Origin of the sequence: Beduini massiliensis (assembly GCF_000829905.1) — a bacterium.
Classification (GTDB): domain Bacteria; phylum Bacillota_I; class Bacilli_A; order Erysipelotrichales; family Coprobacillaceae; genus Beduini; species Beduini massiliensis.
The window spans coordinates 270,415-294,018 of sequence record NZ_CDPP01000005.1 but is presented as its reverse complement, the minus strand read 5'-3'; the positions used below and the strand labels follow the sequence as shown (position 1 = coordinate 294,018).

The window sequence follows — 23,604 nt, the reverse complement described above, 5'->3', positions numbered from 1 at the left end:
CATAAGATGAATGTGTTAGATCATAATCAACCTATATTAAAATATTTTGAGGAAATCAGCCGAATTCCTCATGGTTCTTATCATGAACAGCAGTTAAGCAATTATTTAGTTCAGTTTGCCTTAAAACATCAGCTTGAATATAAGCAGGATGATATGGGGAATGTCATCATGTATAAACAAGGGACACAGGGCTATGAAGATCATCCGGCAGTGATGCTGCAAGGACATATCGATATGGTATGCGAAAAAAACAATGACTGTGACCATGATTTCGATCATGATCCTTTAGCGTTATACGTAGAAGACGGGTGGCTGAAAGCAAAAGGCACCACTTTAGGTGCTGATGATGGTTATGCAGTCAGTTATATGTTAGCGGTGTTAGAAAGTGAGACGATAGCTCATCCGCCTTTAGTTTGCGTATTTACCGTTCAAGAAGAAGTGGGGCTATTTGGAGCCAGTCATTTAAAAGCAGAAGATTTACCAGTAAAACGCATGATTGGAATGGATACCGGCGGAGAAGTGGTTACTTGTGTATCCTCATCAGGCGGACGTCGTACAATCGTAACGAAACCATTGAATAAAGTTAAAAACACCAACCCTACATTTGAATTAGCGATTGGCGGACTTTTAGGTGGACATTCTGGTGGGAATATTAATAAGGAACGCGGAAATGCCAACAAATTAGCGTTTAGAATGCTTCAGAATTTAAGTGAGCAGTTTTCTGTTGGCTTAGTTGATGTCGTTGGTGGGTTAAAAGAAAATGCAATTCCTCGTGAGTGTGTGGTGACATTCACGTGTGACACCTCTATTAAGATGATGGATAAAATGTTAAAAGAAACAGAAAAACAGATTAAAACAGAATTGGAATTTAGTGATCCCGAATTTCATTTTACTTTAAAACAACTTTCTGCAACAGCGGACTATTGCTATGATGAAAAAAGTTCAAAAGAAGCAATTGCTTTAGTCTATCTGCTTCCTAATGGATTTAAAGCCAAAAGCATGGTAATCGAAGGTCTGACAACAGTTTCTTTGAATCTCGGTGTGTTAGCTATCGAAGAAGATGCGTTGAAGTGTTATTTTTCAATTCGCAGTCCAATCAAGAGTGCAAAAGAAGAATTATCTCATGAAATTGAAGTGCTATCAACGTTGTTAGGTGCAAGCGTTGAAAATATGGCAGATTATCCGGGATGGAACTATGAAGAAAAATCAGAAATGCGTGCCATCTTTAAAGAAGTTGTCAAAGAAGAATTAAATGCGGAAATGGTCACTTTAGCCAGCCACGGAGGTTTAGAAACCGGTATTTTAAAAGGATTGATTCCTGAACTTGATATCGTGACAATGGGACCTCACTGCGAAGGGGCTCACACCCCAGATGAAAAAATGAATCTGGCATCATTTGAAAAAATGTTTGAAGTCTTGAAAGCGTTATTGAAAAAATTATAGGAGGAACGTATGTATTATCAAAAATTGAGTATACCTGTGGACCAACATCACGTTGAGGTATTATATTATAAAGCCAAAAATCCCAATCGCCCGGTTATCTTTGAAATGCATGGGGGAGGTTTCATGTTTGGGAGTGCTACCAGTGATGCCATTATGTGCCATCGTTTGCGTAATGAATTAGATGTCAATGTGGCATCTATTGAGTACACATTAACAACAGAGGCCCCTTATCCGACACAATTAAATGAAGTTTATGAAACAATGCTTTACTTTTACCAACACGCCGATGAATACCAAGTGAATCCGAATAAATTTATTACGTTCGGACATAGTGCCGGTGCTAATTTAGCGACAGCGGTCTGTTTGAAAGTGAATGAAACCCAAGCTTTCAAAGTGTGTCTGCAAATTATGGATTACCCATATTTAGATTTAGTAAGCAACTCTTATGAAAAAGAACAGTTATCGGGATCAATCGGTCCTAAATTCATGGAAATGTTTAAAGAAAGATATGCCGGAGATCAAGATCCTGCTTGTCCGCTCATTTCCCCGCTTAAAGCAAGCGACGAACAATTACAGCAAATGCCACCGGCCGTGATCGTATTAGCGGAATATGACGGATTAAAACACGAAGGATTGGCATACGCTAACCAGTTGATTAAAAACTGTGTAGAAACACATGTGAAAACAGTGAAAAAGGCACCGCATGCCTTTATGGAAAAATATTTTAGTGCTTCTCGTGTCATTATGACTAAATATAAAGAAGAACAAGCGTTTGTCTGGATTAAAGGACATCTGCAGTATTATATTAACCGACCATTTTAAAAGGGCATGATGCCCTTTTTAATGTTGAAAATGACGGTTGTAAAACTGATATAAGATGTACATTACATAAATAAAAGCGATTACATTTAATAAAGTAGGATGGAAAATACTTAAACATTGGGTGATAAAAGGATCGATAATATTGACTAACAGGATTCCTAAGACACCCCAAATTAATGAATAAAACATACAGATACGATTTGAAAAACGCTGTTTAAAGACCGTATAATCCCATATCTGAATCTGAGTATCGTATTGTAAAAAGAAGTGAGTTAAATACTCGATAAATGTGCATGCAATCATGGAATAAAAGAAGATATCAAAATTATTATGAGCAAAAGGAGCAATCCCTAAGATGATGGTCGCACCAAAGCCATAAAGCGGTATAAAGGGTCCTTTCAATAAGCCGGAAAAGTAGATTTCTTTTTTATAAATGGATACATAGATAGATTCCATCCAAAAACCAAGAAATGTATAAATAGCAAATTTTACCATAATGACCTCCTATAGTTATTTTTATGAAATTTCCTGTTTTTTATGCGTAAAATAATGCTATAATGAGAGCGGAGGTATATATATTATGGGACTATTAGGAATTTCAATTTATCCTGAACATTCTACTTTGGAAAAGGATAAGGCGTATTTAGACTTAGCAGCAAAATACGGGTTTAAACGTGTTTTTACTTGCTTGCTGTCTGTCGATAAGCCAAAAGAAGAAGTGAAAAACGAATTTAAAGAATTGATTGGACATGCAAACGATTTGGGAATGGAAGTGATCGTCGATGTTGCCCCTAGCGTATTTGATAAACTAGGAATTACTTATGATGATTTATCTTTCTTTAAAGAAATCGGTGCTGCCGGATTCCGTTTAGATGAAGGGTTTAACGGAGCGGTGGAAGCACGTATGACGTATAATCCGGAAGGGCTGAAAATTGAACTGAATGCCGGAGATACGACTTACTATATTGATCAGATTATGGCAAACTTGCCAGATGTTTCTAAATTGATCTCTTGTCATAATTTCTATCCACAAAGATATACGGGAGTGGGAGAAGCACGTTTAAGAGAATCAAGCATGAAAATGAAAAAATACGGAATTAAAGTGGCGGCTTTTGTTTCTAGCCAAGCAGAAAACACATATGGACCTTGGGATGTTTATGAAGGTTTATGTACATTAGAAGCACATCGTGATTTACCGATTGATGCTCAGGCAAGACATTTATTTGCAACTGGATACATTGATGATGTGATTATTGCCAATGCTTATGCAACAGAAGAAGAGTTAAGATCATTAAGTGAAATCGATCAAAAGAAATTAACTTTAGGGATTGTATTGAACGAAGGGTTATGTGAAACTGAAAAAACAATTATTTTTGATTATCCTAACAATGTCAGAGGAGATATGTCGGAATACATGGCACGTTCGACGATGCCGCGTGTTGTTTATAAAGATGAGTCCATCAAACCTCATCATAACACAACGGATTTAAAACGTGGCGATGTTGTTATATTAAATGATTTGTATGGACATTATAAAGGAGAATTACACATCATCTTACAAGATATGCCAGCAGATGAAAGAAAAAATATCGTGGGACATATTCCGGAATATGAAATGTGCATGATGCAGTTTGTTTTGCCAAGAGTTAAATTCAAATTTAAAGAAGTAAAAGAATAGAGATTACCGCTGTAAATGATAAAAGCAGGAACACTTCAAAAGACTAGGAAGTTTTTAAAGTGAATCTGCTTTTTATTATAATTAGATGAGCCTCATTTTTAATTATTATTTTAATAACCTTTAAATGAGCTGTTAATCATTTTTTATAAGCTAATAATAGAAATTAGGCAAGGGCAGGGGACTAGCACTTTTTAAATAACTGCACAAGAAAAACGCTGTTTTATCAAAATCATAGTAGTTAACTTCATGAAATGTGAGGTTGGATTTAGTTTTGGGTTAGACCGCAGATAAATATCCTCCGTTTGAAAGTCAATATAATAACTAGGTAAACTGGTTCTTTATGCTGAGTAAAAAATCCTAAACCGATATTTTGTTTATTATTGCTGTTGATGAAGGCGGATTCTCTCAGATATATTATTTCTTTCATTGATTGTTTCCTCCTTGACCTTTTTATCAAAATTATATTCTAAAATATTGCAATATTATTATTAATATTATTTAAAATATTTTTATATTGTGTTATAATAATTATAGAAAGATAAATAAAGGTCTTTAAAAATAGGAGGGGTCATTATGATAAACTATGTAGTGGGTTATTGGCAGTGGATTTTGCTTATTGGCATTGTGTTAACTGTAGTGCTCTGTATCGTTAATGAACGTCGTATTCAGCGATCATATCCTAATCTGCAAGAAGAACTAAAAAACAGCACGTATCAGCTGATGAATGTGCGTTTAACGGATCATTATTTGGTTGTTGGAGATCTGCGAAAAAAAGTAATTCCTTATGAGGATATTGAATCTTGTGAAGAAGTGGTTGGAGATTTGTTCTTTAGCAGTGCTGGGAAAGCAATCTTGCTTCATTTGAAAAATGGTAAAACGATTCAGATTGCTAAAATCACCAGACATTATTATAAACAAGAGTACCCGGAACTTCAAAATAGAATTAGACGTCATATACACATTCCGGTAAATGGCTGACCTTATATTTATCGAATCAAAAACGACTTGGCAATGAAACCAAGTCGTTTTTATTTGAACAGAAGACTGCCGATACGAATGATTGTGCTGCCTTCTTCTAAGGCAATCGGATAATCATTAGACATTCCCATCGATAATTCGGTTATCTCTGGAAAGTTTTTGTGAAGAGTTTCCTGAAGTTTTTTTAATGAGCGAAAAACAGGGCGTGTTGTTTCAGGGGCTAAATGGGGTGCCATCGTCATTAACCCGATAGGATGGACATAAGGAAGCTTAGTTTTAATGTAGGACATAACGTCTTCCATCTCATAAGTGTTAAAGCCATGCTTTGTCTCTTCTTGCGAAATGTTGACCTGTAAGAGAATATCCATGGTCTTATTGAACTTTCCTGCCTGTTTGTTTATTTCATCTAATAAGCGAATCGTATCTACAGAATGAATGAGTTCCACTTTATCAATAATGTATTTTACTTTATTTGGCTGTAAAGTGCCGATAAAATGCCAATGAATAGGTAAATCTTGCAAAGCTTCCTGTTTCCTTAAAAAGTCTTGCACCTTGTTTTCGCCAAAACAATGGACATTTGTGGCATATAATTCACGCAAGTCCAAAATATCTGCATATTTAGTGGCAGCAACGAATGTTTGTTGATCTAGCTGAGATGAAATCTGTTTAATTGCGTCAGTATTAACTGTCATATAATCCTCCTATGAATATTGAGCCTGATATAATGAAGCATAGAATTGATTTAGTGCCATTAATTCATCATGTGTTCCTTGTTCAATGATATTTCCATCTTGAACAACTAAAATTAAATCTGCATTTTGAATCGTAGATAGTCGATGGGCGATCACAAAACTTGTTTTTCCTTCCATCAAAGAAAGCATTGCGGCTTGAATCTGACGTTCAGTGCGTGTATCCACATTGGACGTTGCTTCATCCAAGATTAAAATTTTACTGTCCAAAAGCATCGCTCGTGCGATTGTGAGCAACTGTTTTTGCCCCTTTGATATATTTACCCCATCATTGGATAAGATTGTATCATATCCATTAGGCAATTGAGTAATAAATGTATGAATATGGGCCGCTTTAGCGACTTTCATAACTTCTTCTAAAGTGGCATTATCTTTTCCATATGCAATGTTTTCAAAGATACTGCCTTCAAATAACCAAGTATCCTGTAATACCATCGAAAAGTTTTTACGCAGACTTTCTCGGGTCAAAGACTGAATATTTTGTCCGTCAATCAAAATTTCTCCGCCAAGTGGGTCATAGAAACGCATCAATAAATTAATAATGGTGGTTTTACCTGCTCCGGTAGGGCCTACGATAGCGATCGTTTGTCCCGGCTCAGCCTCAAAACTTACCTTTTTTAAAATCGGACGATCTGGTGTATAACCAAAATCGACTTGATGAAATGCAACGGCTCCTTTTACGTTTTCCAGTACAACTGCATCTTGGCAATCTTCCAACTCTGGTGCTTCATCAATAAGTTTGAATACACGTTCTCCGGCAGCTAAAGCAGATTGCAGTTCAGCTACAATATTGGCAGCTTCATTTATCGGTCCGGAGAATTTTCTGGAATATAATACAAAAGAAGTGATATCGCCTAAGGATAAATGCTGCATTAAAAACAAGATAGCTCCAAATACACTGATCAAAGATAAAGAAAGATTGTTGACAAAGTTAACGGTTGGCCCTACCATACTGCCGTAATATTCAGCACGATAATATGCGGTGACAGCATTTTCATTTTGCTTATCAAAGCGTTCAATCATATTTTGTTCCTGATGATAGGCAGTGATGGTTTTTTGTCCGGAAACCATTTCCTCAACAAAGCCATTCAATTCTCCCAGTGCCCTAGAACGTTTGGAAAACATGGGTCTGGTTTTACCGGTCATATATTTAGTGAGCACAATAGAAAGCGGAACTGTAAAACAGAATACTAAAAGTAAAGTAGGGGAGATTGCAATCATCATCCCTAATGATCCAATGACAGTAATTAAACTGGCAACAATTTGGATTAAATCATTCGATAAAGACGTATTGATCGTATCAATATCGTACGATATTTTAGAAATAATATCTCCTGTGGCATGGGTATCAAAGTAGCCAATCGGCAAACGCATTAACTGATTAAAAACATCTCGTCGCATCTGATAGACTACTTTTTGAGATATCTTTACCATTAAAATGGAGAGTATATAAGAAAAAACAGAAGAAAGGACATAGAAGATGACCATGATAAAACAATAATAGAAAACAGTTTTGAAATCGACCATTCCTTTGCCAAGCTCAATGGCATCGACAGCCTTTCCTGACAGCATCGGTCCTAATAAAGCAAGGACATTACTGATAACGGCTAAAACGATAGCAAGCAGAATCATCCATTTAAAATGCAACAAATATTGACTTAATCGCTTCAAAACATATTTTGTGTTTTTAGGTTTTTGCAATGTTTTTTGATTTGCGGATTTAGGAGCATTAAACTTCATAGATCTGACCTCCCATTTGTGAAACAGCTAATTCACGATAAATATCACAATGCTGCATTAAGGACGCATGATTTCCCTGAGCTAAGATTTTTCCTTCTTCCAAAACGAGGATATGATCCAACTGCATGATTGAACTTACTCTTTGAGCAATCATGATCAAGGTGGTTTCAGGATAATTTTTCACAATCGCTTGACGAAGAAGCGCATCGGTTTTGTAGTCAAGGGCACTGGAAGCATCGTCTAAGATCAGAATTTTTGGATGTCCGGCTAAAGCACGGCTGATGAGAATCCTTTGCTTTTGTCCACCGCTTAGATTAGCACCTTTTGCTTCAAGATGTGTGTCATACTGCTCACTTAAATTTTCAATAAATTCAGATGCCATTCCGTTTTGAGCGGCAAGGCTGATCTGTTCATCATTTAAAGCACGACCGAAACGAATGTTTTCTGAGACACTATCACTAAATATGGTATCATTTTGAAAAGTGACGCCAAACATTTCTCTCAATGTCTTTTCATCGATGGATTGAATATTTTTGCCATTAATTAGAATACTGCCGGAACTCACATCATAAAAACGCATTAATAATTGTATAATAGTTGATTTTCCAGCTCCGGTGGCACCGATAATTCCCAAACTTTGATTTTTCTTCAAATGAAAATCAATATCTTCTAAAACGAGTTCTTTTTGATTGAAAGAAAAATTAACATGGTTGAATTCTATAAAGTAGTCACTGGTTAAAACAGGCAGTTCTTTTACTTGAAGATCTTTTGTCTTCAGCAAGACTTCTTCGATACGATCAGCTGAAGCACTTGCTTTAGAATAGATGATAAATAAACGGGTAACATTCATCATCGCTGTCAAAATAATAGTAAAATAACTTAAAAACGCTACAATTTTACCAGGCTCGCTGATGCCTGCATTCACCCTTTGGGCACCGACGATAATAATAAAAACTAATCCCACGTTTAAAAGAATATTCATGATCGGATTAATTAGCGCCATCGTGTAATTTGCTTTTGTTTCTTGGTCGACGACTGTCTGATTTGTTTTTTCAAAACGTTTCTTTTCATAGTCGATTTTAGATAATGCCTTGATTACACGGATTCCGGTTACATTTTCACGGACAACTTTTACTAACTGATCAATATAACGTTGTAAAGATGAAAACATTGGCACCCCTTTTCTCGATACTAAATAAACAGTCAAGCCAATAAACGGCAGTGTTGCCACAAGGATCATGCATAAAACCGGTTCTAATGTCATGGTGATGACTACCCCGCCTAAAATCAAAATAGGGGCACGAACACCTAAACGCTGAATCATGCCGACCATTTGATGCATGTTGTAGGTATCTGTCGTTAAACGTGATACAAGCGACGGAATTGTTAATTGATCCAACTGCTTGCTGGAAAGATCTGTTACTTTTACATATAAATCATGACGAACATCGCGAGTAAAGTCACGTGCTACCCCCGATGCCTTGCGGTTAGCAAAGATATTCGCCCATAAAGCTAAGATAGAACAAACGATCATAATTGCTCCCCAAACAAAGATCATTTGTATATTTTTTAATGGAATGACATCATCGATCACATATGCCAAGATCCATGGCAAAAGCAAATCCATAATCGTTCCAAAAAATTTGATGACAAAACCGTATCCCATCCTTAAAAGATAGGGACGAATATAATTTGTCATTGTCCTCATATTAACCCCTCCCTTACGTATTTCATTTTTAGTATAGCAGTCCGTTTATGATTATTCAATCTTTTTGTTAAGGTACCATACATTATGAAAAGGTGAGGAAAACACCGTAATCGTTTGAATAATAAAGTGTAGGGGAGGAGGAAAATGGAAGAACTGTTAGAAAAGATTTTACTGTCGGCATTGAAAAAGAATGTAACGGATATTCATCTTAATAGGATGAAAAATAAAACGCTTGTTCAGTTTAGACAGCAAGGAAAACTGCGTCCTTTTAGTGAATATGAGGAGCCTAAGGGGAAAAAGTTGATCAATTACATTAAGTTTTTAGGAAACATTGATTTGAATTATCGCTTAACCCCACATACCGGGCAGTTTGAATATGAGCTGAATCAAAAAAACTATTCGTTTCGAGTCAGCAGTATTCCTACCATGTATAGTGAAAATATCGTTATTCGAATTTTACATCATGGACGATTGCTCGATATAAAAGAACTGACTTTACATACCAAAGCGCTTTGTACACTAGAACACATTACTACATTAAAAAGTGGTTTAGTGATAGTGTGCGGTCCTACCGGAGAAGGGAAATCAACGACTTTGCACGCCTTGCTTCATCGTATTTTTGAAAAGGGGATGGTACATATCATTACTATGGAAGATCCGATTGAAATTGTTGAACCTGCATTTGTTCAAATACAGATGAATTTAGATACCGGAATCAATTTTGAAAATTCTCTTAAACAAATTTTACGTCATGATCCAGATGTGGTGATGATTGGTGAAATTCGCGATGAATCATCTGCAGCATTGGCAATTCGTTGTGCTTTAACAGGCTGTTTAGTATTATCCACACTCCATTCAAAAAACTGCTTGGGAGCTATTCATCGTCTAAAGAATTTAGGAGTCAGCGATTTAGATTTAAGAGATACCCTTCACTATGTTTTATCTCAACGGCTTATCTATTCCCAGCAGACATCATTTTCTATCTATGAATGGATGGATTCGTCTGTTGTTCAACAGGTGTTATCCAAAAAGACAATCCTGTATAAGGATTTTACGGAACGTATTAAAGAATCGATTCAGATAGGAGAGACAAGCATTGAAGATTATGAAAACAGCGAATTTAGGTCAGCACTATTTGATGATTGAAACATTATCCTTGTTTATTAAACAACAATATCCCATGCATGACGCCTTGATGATGTGTTATCAGCTATTCAAAGAACCATCACTTTTAAAACTGCTGGATGAATTAAAACAAGGAAAAGCTATTGAAGAGATGGGGGATCTTTTATATCACGATAATCTTTTTAAAGAATTTTTCATCTTTTATTTATATCGTGATTCTTTAGATCAGGCACTTATAAAAGCCCTCGACCTATGCAGACAAAAAGAGGAGTTAAAGCATGAAATCATCAAAGCATTTACTTATCCGGCTTTTTTATTGGGTGGAGTTATCGGTTTTTCGTTTATTGCGGTCTTTTATCTGCAGCCTCAGTTTAAGCAGTTTTTTTCTTCATTTGATATCCATTTTAATTTCCTGCAGCAATGCTTAATGCAGCTCCTTTTTGCTTTTCCTTTTCTTTTATGTTTGTTTTTCATTATTGCTGGGGGAATCGTGATAGGCTTTATTAAAGAACTTAACGGTCAGAACTTCAAAGAATTGGAAAAGTGGTTTCATTTCTGGTTATTTGGTGGTGTACTGAAAAAATATTTTTCTATTAAATTTTGTCTCTATTATAAAGAGTTTTTATACCTTGGTTATGATCTGCATACCATTCTTGATATGATTTCTCAAAAGATAAGGGATTCCCATCTTCAAATGATAGCATTTGAACTCACTGAAAAAGTAAAAACAGGAACTGAACTCATCGAAATTATAGAATCGCTGCCATATTTTGATACTCATTTTAAGTTAGTTTTTAAACTGTCTCTATCGCATCCCGCTCCATTTACATTATTTGATCAATATTATAAAACCAGTTTGTTGCTATTGAAAAGCACGATTCACAAGATTATTCAATCCGTACTGCCGGTATTATATGGATTTATAGGAATTTATATAGTAGGAATCTACAGTGGGATGATTTTGCCGATGATGAATATGCTGGATAAAATATAAGGGGGAATTAAAATGAAAAAAGGTTTTACACTTATTGAATCTTTGTTTGTGATTGCCGTTATGATGATTGTCTTGCTTGTCGTTATTCCTAATGTAACAAGCAAAAACAAGATAGTCAAAGATAAGGGATGTGAGGCTCTTTTGGAAGTAGTCAACTCCCAAGCACTACTTTATGAATTAAATACGGGAGAATTTCCCGGATCGATCGATGCATTAATTGATGGAAGCGGAACTTATTTGAATGAAAATCAGCGTACCTGCCCAAATGGAAAAAGCATTTATTTAAGCGATGGACAAGCGTATGCCAGCTAAATCAGGATTTACAATGATTGAATCTTTGTTTAGTTTAGGGATCATCATGCTGATGCTTTTCCTTGCCCTGCCTAACCTGCACGATGTTGAAAATTTCATCGACGACCAGGAACAATGGCGTCAGAAAATTTATCACACACAGCTAAAAGCCATGATTTCTAAAACAAGAACGGAATTAGAAACCACCGGTGTTACCTTTAATGCGTTTGGCAATATTCACCACGCGGCAACAATCACGTTAGATGGACATAAATGTATCTTTCAGTTAGGCAGCGGACGGTTTTATTTTGAATAGGGGATTCACGATGATCGAAACATTATTTGCTTTTTCTCTTTTTTCCATAGTTGCAATCGGTCTCATCCAAGGTATTGTGGTGATAAAAAAAGGAACAAATACATCAATGCATAGTTATCAAGAAAAAATAGAACATATAGAACGTGAACTGGAACAGCTTTTTTTACCAGTCGATGATGTACAGTGGGCAATCACTCAGGTTTTACCTTAATCGAGACACTGTTTTCATTGATGATTGCAAGTATTGTTTTGACACTTTGTTTTACCGGGATGTCCTTATTGCATCAACTAAAGCCGTTTGAAACGCTCGCAACAGATAAAGAAATCATGTTTAAACAACTGCAAAGTGAATTGATGATGGCAACGGATATTTCGACCAATCATGAACAGCTTCGATATTATAAAGCTGGGCAATGGTTTACGCTTCTGCAAGATCAAAATCGATTAGTCAAAAAGGATGGGTATGAAATCTATTTGTATGATATCGATCAGCTTTATTTTGAAATTAGTGATTATATTTTTTTGACACTGCATCAGGGAGAAACAACAGATCGAAGAATCATCGGGGTATATCATGAGAGTAAATGAACATGGTTTTGTATTAAAGAATGTTTTAATACTGTTGCTGGTTTTAAGCAGTATCGCTTTTTCTTTTGCACACTACTATCAGCAAAATCTTAAAATCCTTCAGCAAAGTTTATTGTTAGAAAAGCAAAAAGCAGCCGAACTAATTCTTTATTCGTATTTTATGGCACATCTTCATACAAACGAAAGTAGCGTTATTGAAAGCACAAGTACGCAGATTACTTATACAATTTCCGCTACAGATAACCACTCTAATTTAGATAGCAGAATCTGCTTCGACTCATGTTATGGGTGGCGATTGGAGTACGATTTTGAAAATCAAAGGATGATAAGTAATGAATACACCCCATAATTTAAAAAAATACAATAAAGAATAATGGAAATCTGCTATAATAGTAGAATAAGTGAGGGAAGAATAATGATTTTAGAAACAGAACGTTTATATTTAAGAGAAATGACTTTTGATGACAAAAATGATCTTTCTGAAATATTGCAGGATCCAAGAGTAATGTATACCTATGACCATGAGTTTAGTGATACCGATGTACAGATATGGCTGGAACGTCAGCTTGCCCGATATCATAAAGATGGTTTTGGGTTATGGGCAATGATCTTAAAAGAAACGGATGAAATGATCGGACAAGCGGGGCTGACCTTTCAACAATGTGCTGAGGAAGAAGTATTGGAAATCGGGTATTTACTAAAAAAACGTTTCATGCATTACGGCTATGCCAAGGAAGCGGCAGAGGGCTGTAAACGTTATGCATTTGATCGGCTGAATGCGACTAAAGTGTATTCCATTATAAGAGCAGATAATGTTTCATCAATGAAAGTTGCAAAAGCGATTGGAATGCATAAAGAAAAAGAGTTTATGACACAATACTATAGTGGTAAACAGCTGCATTATCTTTTTATGATACAAAAATAATTTAATGCTTTAAACTAATAAATATGGTCATAATAAAATTGGGTGATATAATGTATCTGTTTTATCTTTCAATTTATAGTTATCTTATTTGGCTGTTGTTTTTTGCAATAGATTATTTCTTTTTACCTATTCAGTTTGCATATGATCTGCAATGGATGCAGTTTCTTATTTTTATTGTCGTTGGCTTGATCCTTAGTTATCTATTTACATCGTTTTTAAAGATGATGAAATGGAATCGTTATTTATTAAGTATTCTAATGGCGATTTTGATCTTATTTGTACAATGGCTGAGCGGTTTCTTTATTTTAGACGCTTTTTCGGCATTTACCTTTCTTTTAACAAATTTTTTATATTCTTTTATCATATTATCTTCACTAAATCAAAAAAATTTGATATAATCAATCAATGTTGAGGGAAACCTTAAATTATTTAGTAAAGGAGAGAGTATAAAATGATTAATGTCGGTGATTTAAGACCTGGTATGACTTTCCAATATGAAGGAAATTTATTTGTTGTACTGGAAGCAAGCCATAATAAAACAGCTCGTTCTGCGGCAAACGTTAGAGTAAAAATGAAAAATATGCGTACGGGTTCAACCACTGAAACGACGTTTGGTGGTAATGAAAAAGTTGCGAAAGCGCATATCGATAAAAATAAAATGCAATACTTATATGACACAGGATCTGAATTAGTGTTCATGGATAATGCAACTTATGAACAAATTGAAATTCCTGCAGCAAACTTGGAATGGGAAATCAATTTCTTAAAACCAAGTGACGAAGTGGAAGTGACAAGCTTTGAAGGAGAAGTATTAGGGTTATCGTTACCTATCAATGTACCTTTCAAAATTACAGAAACTGAACCGGCTGTCAAAGGAGATACTGCGACTGGAGCAACTAAAAATGCTACAATCGAAACTGGTTTCCAAATCAAAGTCCCTTTATTCATCAGTGAAGGTGAAATGGTTATCGTAAGTACAGTAGACGGAAAATACCAAGGCAGAGCATAAGAACTTCATTTTTGAAGTTCTTTTTTCATATTCTCAAACTTTCTACATATATTGTATTGTCATACATAGAAAGGAGAATATTATGAACAAGCAAGCGTTAACTTTTTTATCCCTATTCAGTCTTATATTGATGTTATCTGTGTATTATATCTTGCTTCCGCCAATTGAAAATACATTACCTGTCAGTGAACCGGTAGAACAGGAACAAGAACCGGAAAACAAAGAAGCGGATTTTGATTCGATGAAGTCTGACTTGGATGAACGTCATAACTCTGAAGTAGCGGGATATAACGCTATTATCGCATCAACAGATAGCAATATCGACCAAGTGAGTGAAGCGTTAGAAAATATTGATATGGTCAATGTAAACAAAGAATTAGAGAAAACACTTTCTAAACAAGTAAAAGATATGGGATATAATGATGCCTTTGTGGAAATCAGCAACAAGGTGATCAAAGTCACGATAAAAAAAGAAAAGGGTGAAGCAGGCGAAGTCGCTAAAATTATTAATGCTATTTATGCTTCAACAAACAATAGTTATTTAGTGGAAGTAAAATTTATTGCTTAGATTCCTTGTAATTTAACTTGGTTTTTTATACAATAGAGTTAAGTAGTAAAGGAGAATGATCGATATGGCTCAAAGTATATATTACAGCAATCCAGCAAATGAAAAATTAGGTAAAATCTGTATCGGTTTACCGGTATTTAACCTTATTGCAGAAAAATCAATTGATGAAATCGAAGGTGTCCATGTAAGCGGCAAAAATGGTATTTTAAGTGAACTTGACGGTGCTGATTTAACAATGACGATCAACACTAAAATATCATATGGAATTCTGGCGAGCAAGGCTTCAAAGGAGATTCAGGAACGGGTGACACGTGCCATCGTTGATATGAGTAATGTCTCACCAAAAGCAATTAACGTTAACGTGATCGGGATTGAATTTTAACCAGTTTAAAAACTGGTTTTTTTTGTTATCTTATGATATCATATTAAATTGTATAAATACATATTGGAGGATTTTAGGAATGGCTAAAACACGTCGTCAAATCGCTAGAGAAACAGCAATGATTGCCATCTATCAATATTTGCTGGTAGATCATAGTTTAGAAGAGATTGAAGCATATATATCAGAAAATAAAACAATCATGGAAGATGAAGCAACTTATACTTTTTGCAAGACTTTGATTGATACAACCTTGTTGAATTTAGATCAGTACCGCAATGAAATTTCAAAACATTTGAAAAAGGGATGGACATGGGAACGTTTAAGTAAGATGGAACAGGCTATCTTGCTTGTAGCAACATCTGAAATGTTGGATTCCGATCTAGCGAAGGGAGTCATCATTAATGAAGCTATTTTAATAGCGAAGACTTATTGTGATGAAGAATCATATAAGTATATTAATGGTGTGCTGCACTCATTGATTTAATGGAACAGCGTTATTTAACAGTCAGTGCTTTAAATAATTATTTAAAAGCTAAATTAGATCAGGATGTTCATCTGCAAAAGATTTTTCTGCAAGGAGAAATTTCCAATTTAAAATTACATAGTTCAGGGCATTATTATTTTACTTTAAAAGATGAAAAATCAAGAATTAACGCGGTGATGTTTTCAAGTTATGTTCAAAAACTGAAGATTCGTTTAGAAAACGGAATGAAAGTATTGATTGTCGGCAGTATTTCGGTATATGTGGCAGCTGGCAATTTTCAGCTCTATGTTTATCATGTAGAGCCGGATGGCATAGGAAATCTTTATATTCAATTTGAGCAGTTAAAAAAGAAACTTTATAATGAGGGATTATTTGAGGATACTCATAAAAAAAGGATTCCCCTGTATCCTCAGGAAATTGGAATTATTACTGCTTACCCAAGTGCCGCTTTAGAAGATATTTTGCGTACTTTGCATAATCGCTTTCCATTAGTAAAAGTCAAACTTTTTCCAACTTTGGTTCAAGGCGAAAGTGCTTATCAAAACATCATTCGTTGTTTAAAACAGGCGGATTCATTAGGGCTTGACGTGCTTATTTTAGCCCGTGGCGGTGGGTCTTTAGAAGATTTATGGAACTTTAATAATGAGGAATTAGTACGTACTATCTATCACTGTCAAACGCCTATCATCAGCGGGGTAGGTCATGAAGTAGATACGACCTTGACAGACTATGTAGCGGATTTGCGTGCGGCAACACCAACAGCGGCAGCAACGGCAGCAGTTCCTGACTTAAATGAATTATTGATGCAAAATGATGCCACTATGGATTATCTTCAAACATTAATGATGCATCAGTTAGAGAATACGAAAACAAAGTTGGTACATCTGAGTCAACATCCTTGTTTAAAAGAACCGCAGAGAATGATTACCAAGCAGCAGGAAAAATTAGGTATGCATACATTGTTTTTAAAACAGCAGATGTCACTCGTTCTAAAGCATTATCGCTATCAGCTTAGTCAGCTGGATCAAAAAATTGTGCCGATGACGCAGCAGTTTATTCAAAAGCAATATTATACGATTGAACAGCAGACTCAGCAGATGCAATACGCTTTAGTGCAGAAAATGAATACAGAAAAGCAGCACTTCGGACAACTTTTAGAGCAACTGCAATTGCTGAGTCCGTTAAATATTTTAAAAAGAGGCTATGCCATTGTTGAAACGAATGGACATGTCGTTGATAGTGTTTTACAAGTTAAACCGCATGATGAAATTGCCATACGTTTAAGTGATGGCACTATTAAAGCCACTGTAAAGGAGTAAAGTTATGGCAGAAATTACATTAGAAGAAGCGATGAAGCGATTAGATGAAATCGTGAAAATTTTAGAGAAAAATGAAGAACCTTTAGAACAATCAATTAAATTATTTCAAGAGGGAATGGATCTTTCTAAACTATGCAATGATAAATTGACTCATTTTGAAAAACAAGTTGTAGAAATTATCGGTAGTAAAGAAAGTCAGGAATAGATCGATGGAAAAAATGAAGACACAAATTGAAACTTATCTGGCTCATTCCTTAGAAGCTTTAAAAGATGGTCCGGTGAAAGAGGCGATGTACTATTCTTTATTAGCACCGGGCAAACGTTTACGTCCTATTTTGTTTTTAAAGGTACTGCAAGCTTATGGTATGGATTATTCTGCTTATATAGATATTGCCTGCAGTGTTGAAATGGTGCACACCTATTCTTTGATTCATGATGATCTGCCGGCAATGGATGATGATGATCTGCGCCGAGGCCGTAAAACTTGTCATAAGCAATTTGATGAAGCTACTGCCATTTTAGCGGGAGATGCATTATTAACGCAAGCTTTCAGCATTTTAAGCCAAGCTAATATTACAGATGATAAAAAGATACAATGTATCCGGATTTTAGCTGAAGCAAGCGGACAAAATGGAATGATTTATGGGCAGCAGGAAGATCTTCACTTTGAAAACAAACAAGCAACAATGGAAGAGTTAATCAATATTCATACTCATAAGACCGGAAAGTTGATTACAGCGCCTTTATTGATGGCCGCCCAAATCGCAGCGCCTCAACAAAAAGATGTTTTTGTGGAATTAGGGGAAACGATAGGACTTGCTTACCAGATTCAAGACGATATTTTAGATGTGACGGGTGATGAAGCAATCATTGGCAAAAAAGTAGGCAGTGACATCGAAAATAATAAATCTACTTATGTTTCCTTGTTAGGATTGGAAGCATCACAAGAATTAGTAAAAGACTATTTTAAAAAGGCATTAGAATGTATTTATAAATTAAAGATCAATCATGGCATCATGATCGAGGTCGTTCAGGCTATTTTGAAAAGGGTGAAATAATGGACGTTTCAAAGATTAAAGATCCTCATTTCTTAAAGAACTTAAATACCGAGCAGTTAGAAAGTTTAGCCGGTGATATCCGCCATTTTATTATTAACAGTGTCGCTAAGACAGGCGGACACCTTTCAAGCAATTTAGGGATTGTTGAATTGACGATAGCTTTGCACTATGTTTTTAATGCACCAAAGGATAAGATTTTCTTTGATGTCGGGCATCAGAGCTATACACATAAAATTTTGACAGGCAGAGCCAATCGCTTTGATACATTAAGACAGCTAGGGGGATTATCCGGATTTCAAAAATGCTGTGAGAGTGAATATGATGCTTGGGAAGCAGGACATTCCTCAACTGCTTTATCTGCGGCTGTCGGAATGGCAATGGCACGTGATTTAGACGAAGAACAATACGAAATTATTCCTGTCATCGGTGATGCGGCCATGGTTGGCGGCGCTTCGTTGGAAGCTTTAAATCATCTAGGATCCACACATTCGAAAGTGATTATCATTTTGAACGATAATCAGATGTCGATTTCAAAAAATGTAGGTGGAGTGAATAACTTTCTTTCTGAATTGCGCACCTCCATGGCATATAATAAAGCGAAGCAGGAATATAAAGAGATGCTGTCCCATATTCCTTTAGGAAAACCATTATATAAAGTTTCTTCTGCAGTGAAGGAATCCATCAAAAAGAATCTGATCGACGATACGATTTTCACAGAATTTGGCGTTGACTATTTAGGTCCGATTGATGGTCATGATTTCAAAGATTTGATTCGGGCACTTAATAAAGCAAAAGATTCTTCAGGAAGCATCGTGGTTCATGTGCTCACCAAAAAAGGAAAAGGGTATCCTTTTGCTGAAAATGACGTTGAAGGAAAATGGCATGGAATCAGTCCTTTTGATATAGCGACAGGCGAAAGTTTGAAAAAAACGAAGCAAAATGAAGTGACTTGGTCAGAAGTTGTATCTGAACAAGTGTATAAAGCGATGGCATTTGATCAGGAAATAGTTGCGATTACACCGGCGATGATTTCCGGCTCAAAAATGGAGAAGATCTTCCGAGATTACCCTAAACGTTCTTTTGATGTGGGAATTGCTGAACAGCATGCTGTCACTTTTGCCTGTGGTTTGGCAAAAGCAGGTAAAAAGCCATTCATCTCTGTTTATTCTTCTTTTTTACAGCGTGCTTATGATCAGATTAATCACGATGCTGCCAGAATGAAACTGCCTTTGCTGATTTCGGTCGATCGTGCCGGATTTGTCGGCGAAGACGGTGAAACACATCATGGTGTTTTTGATATTGGCTTTTTAATGGCAGTCCCTAATCTTGTCATTTTTACGCCAAGCAATGCATTAGAAGCAAAAGAATTTATCAATACCGCTTTTCATTTATCTGATCGTCCATATATTATCCGTATTTCAAAACAAATGATAAAAAATCAGGATGTATTGGTAAATCATTATATGGAAATCGGAACTTGGACAACCCCTCTATTACAAGAGGATGCCAAAGTGGCGGTTTTAACTTATGATGATAAAGTTCAAAGAGTAATTCACCATATTAAAGCGAATAATTATAATGTAGACGTTATTAATGCGCGTTTCTTAAAACCGATGGATGAAGTAATGTTAAATAAAATTGCGGATAAATATGAACATTTAATCATTTATGAAACGGATATGAAGAACGCTTCTTTAGGACTTTATGTGAATGAATATTTTACTGATCATCATTTAAAAATAGATACGGTACATTTGGCGATTGATGATCACTATACCCCGCAAGGAAAGATTGACCAATTGCTTGAATTAGAGAATCTGGATATGAAAAACTTAGATATCCATTTGAAGAAGGTATTATAATGAAAAAAGAACGAATAGATGTATTGTTAGTAGAAAAAGGATTCTTTGATTCGCGTGAAAAAGCTAAACGTGCTGTGATGGCAGGAATTGTTTATGATGATCACGATCGAATCGATAAACCGGGAACCAAAATTGATATCGAGACTAATCTCTTTGTCAAAGGTCAAAAACTTAAATATGTATCTCGTGGCGGTTTGAAGCTGGAAAAAGCGATTGAAGTATATCATCTTGATTTAAAAGATAAAATCATGTTGGATATCGGTTCTTCTACGGGAGGATTTAGCGATTGCGGATTACAAAATGGAATTAAACTGGTTTATGCGTTGGACGTAGGAACGAATCAGCTGGTTTGGCAGCTGCGCAATGATCCACGTGTTGTCGTGATGGAGCAAACAAATTTCCGTTATGTTGAATTGGAACGATTTGAATTTGGACGACCGGACTTTTGTTCTATCGATGTTTCCTTTATCTCATTAAAGCATATTTTTCCGAAACTTTCCGAAATTATAAAAGACGATGGACAAGTCGTTGCCTTGATCAAACCGCAATTTGAAGCAGGCAAAGAACAAGTGGGTAAAAAAGGAATCATTAAAGATCCGGCGGTTCATCTCGATGTTTTAGAAAAAGTTTTGGGCTATGCAAATGAAGAGGGGTTCCGAATGACCGGGCTTACTTATTCACCCATTACCGGTGGACAGGGCAATGTAGAATTTTTGGCTTTATTTGAAAAAGGAGAACAAACAGAACAATTTGATTTTAAAGAAGTGGTGACACAAGCGGCAGACTATTTTGGAAAGTAGGTGAACTTAAATGATCCAGGAATTATTAATCAAAAACTTTGCGATTATCGCTGAAAGCAGAATTACCTTTAACGACGGAATGACTGTCTTAACGGGAGAAACCGGTGCCGGTAAATCGATTATCATTGATGCAATCGGTCAATTGTTAGGCGATCGTGCCAATACATCGTTTATTAAAAACGGAGAAGATAAAGCCTTTATTGAGGCGATTTTGGATATTTCCGATAACGATGCTGTGTTAAGCAAATTGCAAGAAGCAAATATCGATAATGAAGATGATAATTTATACGTATCAAAGGAATTATTGAGTAATGGTAAAAGTATCTGTAAAATCAATTATCGTACCGTACCCGCTTCATTGCTGAAACAGATCGTGCCTTTAGCCATTGACATTCATTCTCAGTTTGATAACACAGAGTTGCTGAACAATAAGCATTACCTTGACATTTTAGATCATTACTGCGGCAGCGGTTTAGAAACACTTTTAGAACAATATAAAACAAGTTTTCAAGTATATTCAGAAACGTTAGCTAAAAAGAAAAGCTTAGAAAACGAAGAAGAGAATTATGAACAGATGGACTTCTATCAAAGTCAATTAGATGAAATTAATCAGTTTGATTTTGAAAACGAATCTGTAGAAGAGCTGGAGAAAGAAAAGCAGCAGCTGCAGAACTTTGAAAAGGTACAAAAAAGCATAAATGTTTTCCGGCAATATATTCAGCAAGATGAAGGCGCATTATCGAAGTTTTATTTAGGAATCAAAGCATTGGATGAGGTTTCAGATCTTGAAGAGTTTGAAGCATTGTATAACGAATTGTATGATTTGTATTACAAGAGTGAAGACGTAACAGAAAAAATCATGGATGTTTATTATGCTTTGGACTTTGACGAATATCGTTTTAACGAAGTTCAGGATTTATTATTTACGATTCAGCGATTAAAGAGAAAATACGGACCATCTGTAGAAATGGTCTTAGAAAAAAAGCAAGAGATAGAAGACAAAATGCAATTTTTAAGTAATCGCGAACAAGTCTTGTTAGAATTAGACAAATCTATTTTAGAACAAAAAGAAAAATGTATACAACTCGCGAATAAGCTACATACTATTAGAGAAAAAGCCGCAAAAGATATCTCTAAAAAAATAACTCAGGAGCTTCATTTGCTGTATATGGAGCATGCTCGTTTTGAAGTACAGGTGCAAATTGGTGAATTGTCAAAGCATGGTCATGATAAGATCGAATTTATGATCACAACCAATTTAGGACAGCCGATGCATCCTGTTTCTGATGTCGCTTCCGGCGGAGAGCTATCACGTATCATGCTGGCTTTAAAAACGATATTATTAGATCAAACCTCCATTTCTACCATTATTTTTGATGAAGTAGATACCGGAGTCAGCGGCAAAGTCGCTTACGCGATCGGGCAAAAAATGAAACGAATCGCTAAAAATAAGCAAGTACTTTGCATTACACATTTACCACAAGTGGCAAGCTTTGCCGATTGGCATTTGTATGTTTCAAAATACATTGAAAATAAAGATACCAAAACTAAAGTATCTGTGCTAAACCCTAAAGAACGCGTTGAAGAAATCGCAAAAATGCTTTCAGGTGATATGATCAGTGAAGAAGCATTAAAACAAGCACAAACGCTTTTATCACAAGTTGCAGCTTTATAGCATGAAGCTGCTTTTTTATTCCATAATAACATTGTAGCTTTGCTACAGAGGATGATGAGCTTGGTTAAAAAGTTGTTAAAGTTTGCAATTGTACTCTCTATGCTTTGTTTGACAACCATTTCCGCTTTTGCTGCCACGGTCATCTGTGGCGGTGATTCTGTTGGGATTGCACTGGCATATGACGGTGTCCTAGTTACAGGCACCTATGATTATGCAATCGATTCTCAGACAGTCAATCCGGTGAATAACGATATCCATCCCGGAGATTTGATTACCCATATTAATGGGAATAAAGTCGAAAATATTTCATTATTAGCCAATGAAATTCAAACTGCTATTGAAAGCAACAAATCTACAGTCCTCACGATCACTCGAAACAATGAATCGCTACAAAGAACATTGAATGTAAACTACGACCAAGCGACTGGGACATTTAAGACAGGTTTATATGTGAAAGATTCTACGATTGGAATTGGCACAATGACCTATTATGATCCTCAAAATCACACATTTGCATCTTTAGGGCATTCTTTAAGTGATCAAGATTTTGATTTGCAGTTTGCTAAAGGGACCGTCTTTGAATCTTATGTAAAAGATGTTGTTAAAAACAGTACTTCCAAAACCGGTGAGAAAATCGCAGTAGTGGAAGACGATAAGGTTCTAGGAGAAGTGGTCTACAATAACGAAATAGGGGTCTATGGCTATTATTATGGGACGATGGACGGTGAGACGATGGAAACAGCGTCAATCAGTGAAACAACACTTGGGACTGCCTACTTATTAACCGTTATTGACGGTCAAAATGTACAGAAGGTAGAAATCGAGATTACTGAATTAAAACCGCAGGCGGAAGCTGGCCAAAAAGGAATTTGCTTTAAAGTCACAGATCCGGCATTCTTAGAAAAAACAAATGGGGTTATTCAAGGAATGAGCGGTTCTCCAATCTTACAAAACGGCAAGATTATCGGAGCAGTATCTCATGTAAACGGGAAAGATCAAAAAGTTGGATATGGTGTCTACATCGAATGGATGCTTCAGATCAGCGATCAGATGAAGCAATAATAAAGGGCAGAAAATGCCCTTTATTATT

At 35.8% G+C, this 23,604-nt stretch carries 29 protein-coding genes; 24 read left to right on the top strand and 5 right to left on the bottom strand.

Translation table 11 applies throughout. The features are described 5' to 3' along the window. The first annotated feature begins 6 nt into the window (after positions 1–6). Positions 7–1,443: a beta-Ala-His dipeptidase gene (gene pepD, locus BN1225_RS08155; RefSeq protein WP_041139313.1), complete on the top strand. Its 1,437-nt coding sequence runs from the start codon at positions 7–9 to the stop codon at positions 1,441–1,443. 9 nt (positions 1,444–1,452) lie between these two features. Next, entirely contained in the window at positions 1,453–2,265 is an 813-nt protein-coding gene (locus BN1225_RS08150; RefSeq protein WP_052466490.1) for an alpha/beta hydrolase, read from the top strand. Positions 2,266–2,283: 18 nt separating this feature from the next. Here the strand turns inward: BN1225_RS08150 and BN1225_RS08145 are convergent, their stop codons facing one another. Then, the gene (locus tag BN1225_RS08145) at positions 2,284–2,760 is read right to left on the bottom strand and encodes a putative ABC transporter permease (RefSeq protein ID WP_041139312.1); all 477 of its coding nucleotides are present in this window, start codon (positions 2,758–2,760) and stop codon (positions 2,284–2,286) included. Between the two features lie 85 nt (positions 2,761–2,845). Here BN1225_RS08145 and BN1225_RS08140 point away from each other — a divergent pair, with 85 nt between their 5' ends. Next, positions 2,846–3,943 carry a DUF871 domain-containing protein gene (locus tag BN1225_RS08140; protein WP_041139311.1) on the top strand — a complete coding sequence of 366 codons (1,098 nt, stop codon included), beginning with the start codon at positions 2,846–2,848 and terminating at the stop codon, positions 3,941–3,943. A 265-nt stretch (positions 3,944–4,208) separates the two neighbouring features. On the opposite strand, the gene BN1225_RS14770 is transcribed toward BN1225_RS08140, so the two are convergent. Next, complete coding sequence (locus tag BN1225_RS14770; protein ID WP_156133051.1) at positions 4,209–4,370, bottom strand: hypothetical protein; 162 nt, start codon at positions 4,368–4,370, stop codon at positions 4,209–4,211. 146 nt (positions 4,371–4,516) lie between these two features. Here BN1225_RS14770 and BN1225_RS08135 point away from each other — a divergent pair, with 146 nt between their 5' ends. Next, a complete protein-coding gene (locus tag BN1225_RS08135; RefSeq protein ID WP_041139310.1) occupies positions 4,517–4,921 on the top strand; it encodes a hypothetical protein in 405 nt (134 codons plus the stop codon). 50 nt (positions 4,922–4,971) lie between these two features. Here the strand turns inward: BN1225_RS08135 and BN1225_RS08130 are convergent, their stop codons facing one another. Genes BN1225_RS08130 through BN1225_RS08120 form a run of 3 tightly spaced genes read right to left on the bottom strand, consistent with a single transcriptional unit; the run spans position 4,972 to position 9,118 of the window. After that, the gene (locus BN1225_RS08130) at positions 4,972–5,613 is read right to left on the bottom strand and encodes a YggS family pyridoxal phosphate-dependent enzyme (RefSeq protein WP_041139309.1); all 642 of its coding nucleotides are present in this window, start codon (positions 5,611–5,613) and stop codon (positions 4,972–4,974) included. Positions 5,614–5,622: 9 nt separating this feature from the next. Further along, the gene (locus BN1225_RS08125) at positions 5,623–7,410 is read right to left on the bottom strand and encodes an ABC transporter ATP-binding protein (RefSeq protein ID WP_041139308.1); all 1,788 of its coding nucleotides are present in this window, start codon (positions 7,408–7,410) and stop codon (positions 5,623–5,625) included. Next, positions 7,400–9,118 carry an ABC transporter ATP-binding protein gene (locus BN1225_RS08120; RefSeq protein WP_041139307.1) on the bottom strand — a complete coding sequence of 573 codons (1,719 nt, stop codon included), beginning with the start codon at positions 9,116–9,118 and terminating at the stop codon, positions 7,400–7,402. Before BN1225_RS08120 ends, BN1225_RS08125 begins: the two co-directional genes overlap by 11 nt. Positions 9,119–9,262: 144 nt before the next feature. On the opposite strand from BN1225_RS08120, the gene BN1225_RS08115 reads away from it, so the two are divergent. From BN1225_RS08115 to BN1225_RS08020, 20 genes are all read left to right on the top strand, one after another. Next, on the top strand, positions 9,263–10,264 hold the full coding sequence (locus tag BN1225_RS08115; RefSeq protein ID WP_041139306.1) for an ATPase, T2SS/T4P/T4SS family: 1,002 nt from the start codon (positions 9,263–9,265) through the stop codon (positions 10,262–10,264). Beyond that, on the top strand, positions 10,215–11,237 hold the full coding sequence (locus BN1225_RS08110; RefSeq protein ID WP_041139305.1) for a type II secretion system F family protein: 1,023 nt from the start codon (positions 10,215–10,217) through the stop codon (positions 11,235–11,237). Before BN1225_RS08115 ends, BN1225_RS08110 begins: the two co-directional genes overlap by 50 nt. A gap of 12 nt (positions 11,238–11,249) precedes the next feature. Then, a complete protein-coding gene (comGC, locus tag BN1225_RS08105; RefSeq protein WP_082029314.1) occupies positions 11,250–11,549 on the top strand; it encodes a competence type IV pilus major pilin ComGC in 300 nt (99 codons plus the stop codon). After that, positions 11,539–11,844: a type II secretion system protein gene (locus BN1225_RS08100; RefSeq protein ID WP_041139303.1), complete on the top strand. Its 306-nt coding sequence runs from the start codon at positions 11,539–11,541 to the stop codon at positions 11,842–11,844. Before comGC ends, BN1225_RS08100 begins: the two co-directional genes overlap by 11 nt. A gap of 10 nt (positions 11,845–11,854) precedes the next feature. After that, a complete protein-coding gene (locus BN1225_RS08095) occupies positions 11,855–12,055 on the top strand; it encodes a hypothetical protein (protein ID WP_041139302.1) in 201 nt (66 codons plus the stop codon). 20 nt (positions 12,056–12,075) lie between these two features. Then, positions 12,076–12,432, top strand: a complete 357-nt coding sequence (locus BN1225_RS08090; RefSeq protein WP_242857702.1) for a ComGF family competence protein — start codon at positions 12,076–12,078, stop codon at positions 12,430–12,432. Beyond that, positions 12,419–12,781 (top strand): hypothetical protein, encoded by a 363-nt coding sequence (locus BN1225_RS08085; RefSeq protein WP_041139300.1) that lies wholly within the window; start codon positions 12,419–12,421, stop codon positions 12,779–12,781. The genes BN1225_RS08090 and BN1225_RS08085 overlap by 14 nt, the downstream gene beginning before the upstream one ends. Before the next feature lie 66 nt (positions 12,782–12,847). Then, positions 12,848–13,357 (top strand): GNAT family N-acetyltransferase, encoded by a 510-nt coding sequence (locus BN1225_RS08080; RefSeq protein ID WP_041139299.1) that lies wholly within the window; start codon positions 12,848–12,850, stop codon positions 13,355–13,357. Positions 13,358–13,407: 50 nt separating this feature from the next. Beyond that, positions 13,408–13,755 (top strand): hypothetical protein, encoded by a 348-nt coding sequence (locus BN1225_RS08075; protein ID WP_041139298.1) that lies wholly within the window; start codon positions 13,408–13,410, stop codon positions 13,753–13,755. A 53-nt stretch (positions 13,756–13,808) separates the two neighbouring features. Further along, the gene (efp, locus tag BN1225_RS08070) at positions 13,809–14,366 is read left to right on the top strand and encodes an elongation factor P (RefSeq protein WP_041139297.1); all 558 of its coding nucleotides are present in this window, start codon (positions 13,809–13,811) and stop codon (positions 14,364–14,366) included. A gap of 82 nt (positions 14,367–14,448) precedes the next feature. Continuing rightward, entirely contained in the window at positions 14,449–14,934 is a 486-nt protein-coding gene (locus BN1225_RS14975; RefSeq protein ID WP_041139296.1) for a SpoIIIAH-like family protein, read from the top strand. Positions 14,935–14,998: 64 nt separating this feature from the next. Then, entirely contained in the window at positions 14,999–15,316 is a 318-nt protein-coding gene (locus BN1225_RS08060) for an Asp23/Gls24 family envelope stress response protein (protein ID WP_041139295.1), read from the top strand. A gap of 79 nt (positions 15,317–15,395) precedes the next feature. Continuing rightward, complete coding sequence (gene nusB, locus BN1225_RS08055) at positions 15,396–15,800, top strand: transcription antitermination factor NusB (protein WP_041139294.1); 405 nt, start codon at positions 15,396–15,398, stop codon at positions 15,798–15,800. Beyond that, positions 15,800–17,119 carry an exodeoxyribonuclease VII large subunit gene (gene xseA / locus BN1225_RS08050; protein ID WP_041139293.1) on the top strand — a complete coding sequence of 440 codons (1,320 nt, stop codon included), beginning with the start codon at positions 15,800–15,802 and terminating at the stop codon, positions 17,117–17,119. Before nusB ends, xseA begins: the two co-directional genes overlap by 1 nt. Before the next feature lie 4 nt (positions 17,120–17,123). Then, positions 17,124–17,324 (top strand): exodeoxyribonuclease VII small subunit, encoded by a 201-nt coding sequence (gene xseB / locus BN1225_RS08045; RefSeq protein ID WP_041139292.1) that lies wholly within the window; start codon positions 17,124–17,126, stop codon positions 17,322–17,324. Between the two features lie 4 nt (positions 17,325–17,328). Next, positions 17,329–18,177, top strand: coding sequence for a polyprenyl synthetase family protein (locus BN1225_RS08040; RefSeq protein ID WP_041139291.1), 849 nt, complete (start codon positions 17,329–17,331; stop codon positions 18,175–18,177). Beyond that, positions 18,177–20,039, top strand: coding sequence for a 1-deoxy-D-xylulose-5-phosphate synthase (dxs, locus tag BN1225_RS08035; protein ID WP_041139290.1), 1,863 nt, complete (start codon positions 18,177–18,179; stop codon positions 20,037–20,039). The genes BN1225_RS08040 and dxs overlap by 1 nt, the downstream gene beginning before the upstream one ends. Further along, positions 20,039–20,839, top strand: coding sequence for a TlyA family RNA methyltransferase (locus BN1225_RS08030; protein ID WP_041139289.1), 801 nt, complete (start codon positions 20,039–20,041; stop codon positions 20,837–20,839). The genes dxs and BN1225_RS08030 overlap by 1 nt, the downstream gene beginning before the upstream one ends. Positions 20,840–20,849: 10 nt before the next feature. Beyond that, the gene (gene recN, locus BN1225_RS08025; RefSeq protein WP_041139288.1) at positions 20,850–22,514 is read left to right on the top strand and encodes a DNA repair protein RecN; all 1,665 of its coding nucleotides are present in this window, start codon (positions 20,850–20,852) and stop codon (positions 22,512–22,514) included. 60 nt (positions 22,515–22,574) lie between these two features. Next, positions 22,575–23,576: a SpoIVB peptidase S55 domain-containing protein gene (locus BN1225_RS08020; protein WP_187117545.1), complete on the top strand. Its 1,002-nt coding sequence runs from the start codon at positions 22,575–22,577 to the stop codon at positions 23,574–23,576. Positions 23,577–23,604: the final 28 nt, after the last annotated feature.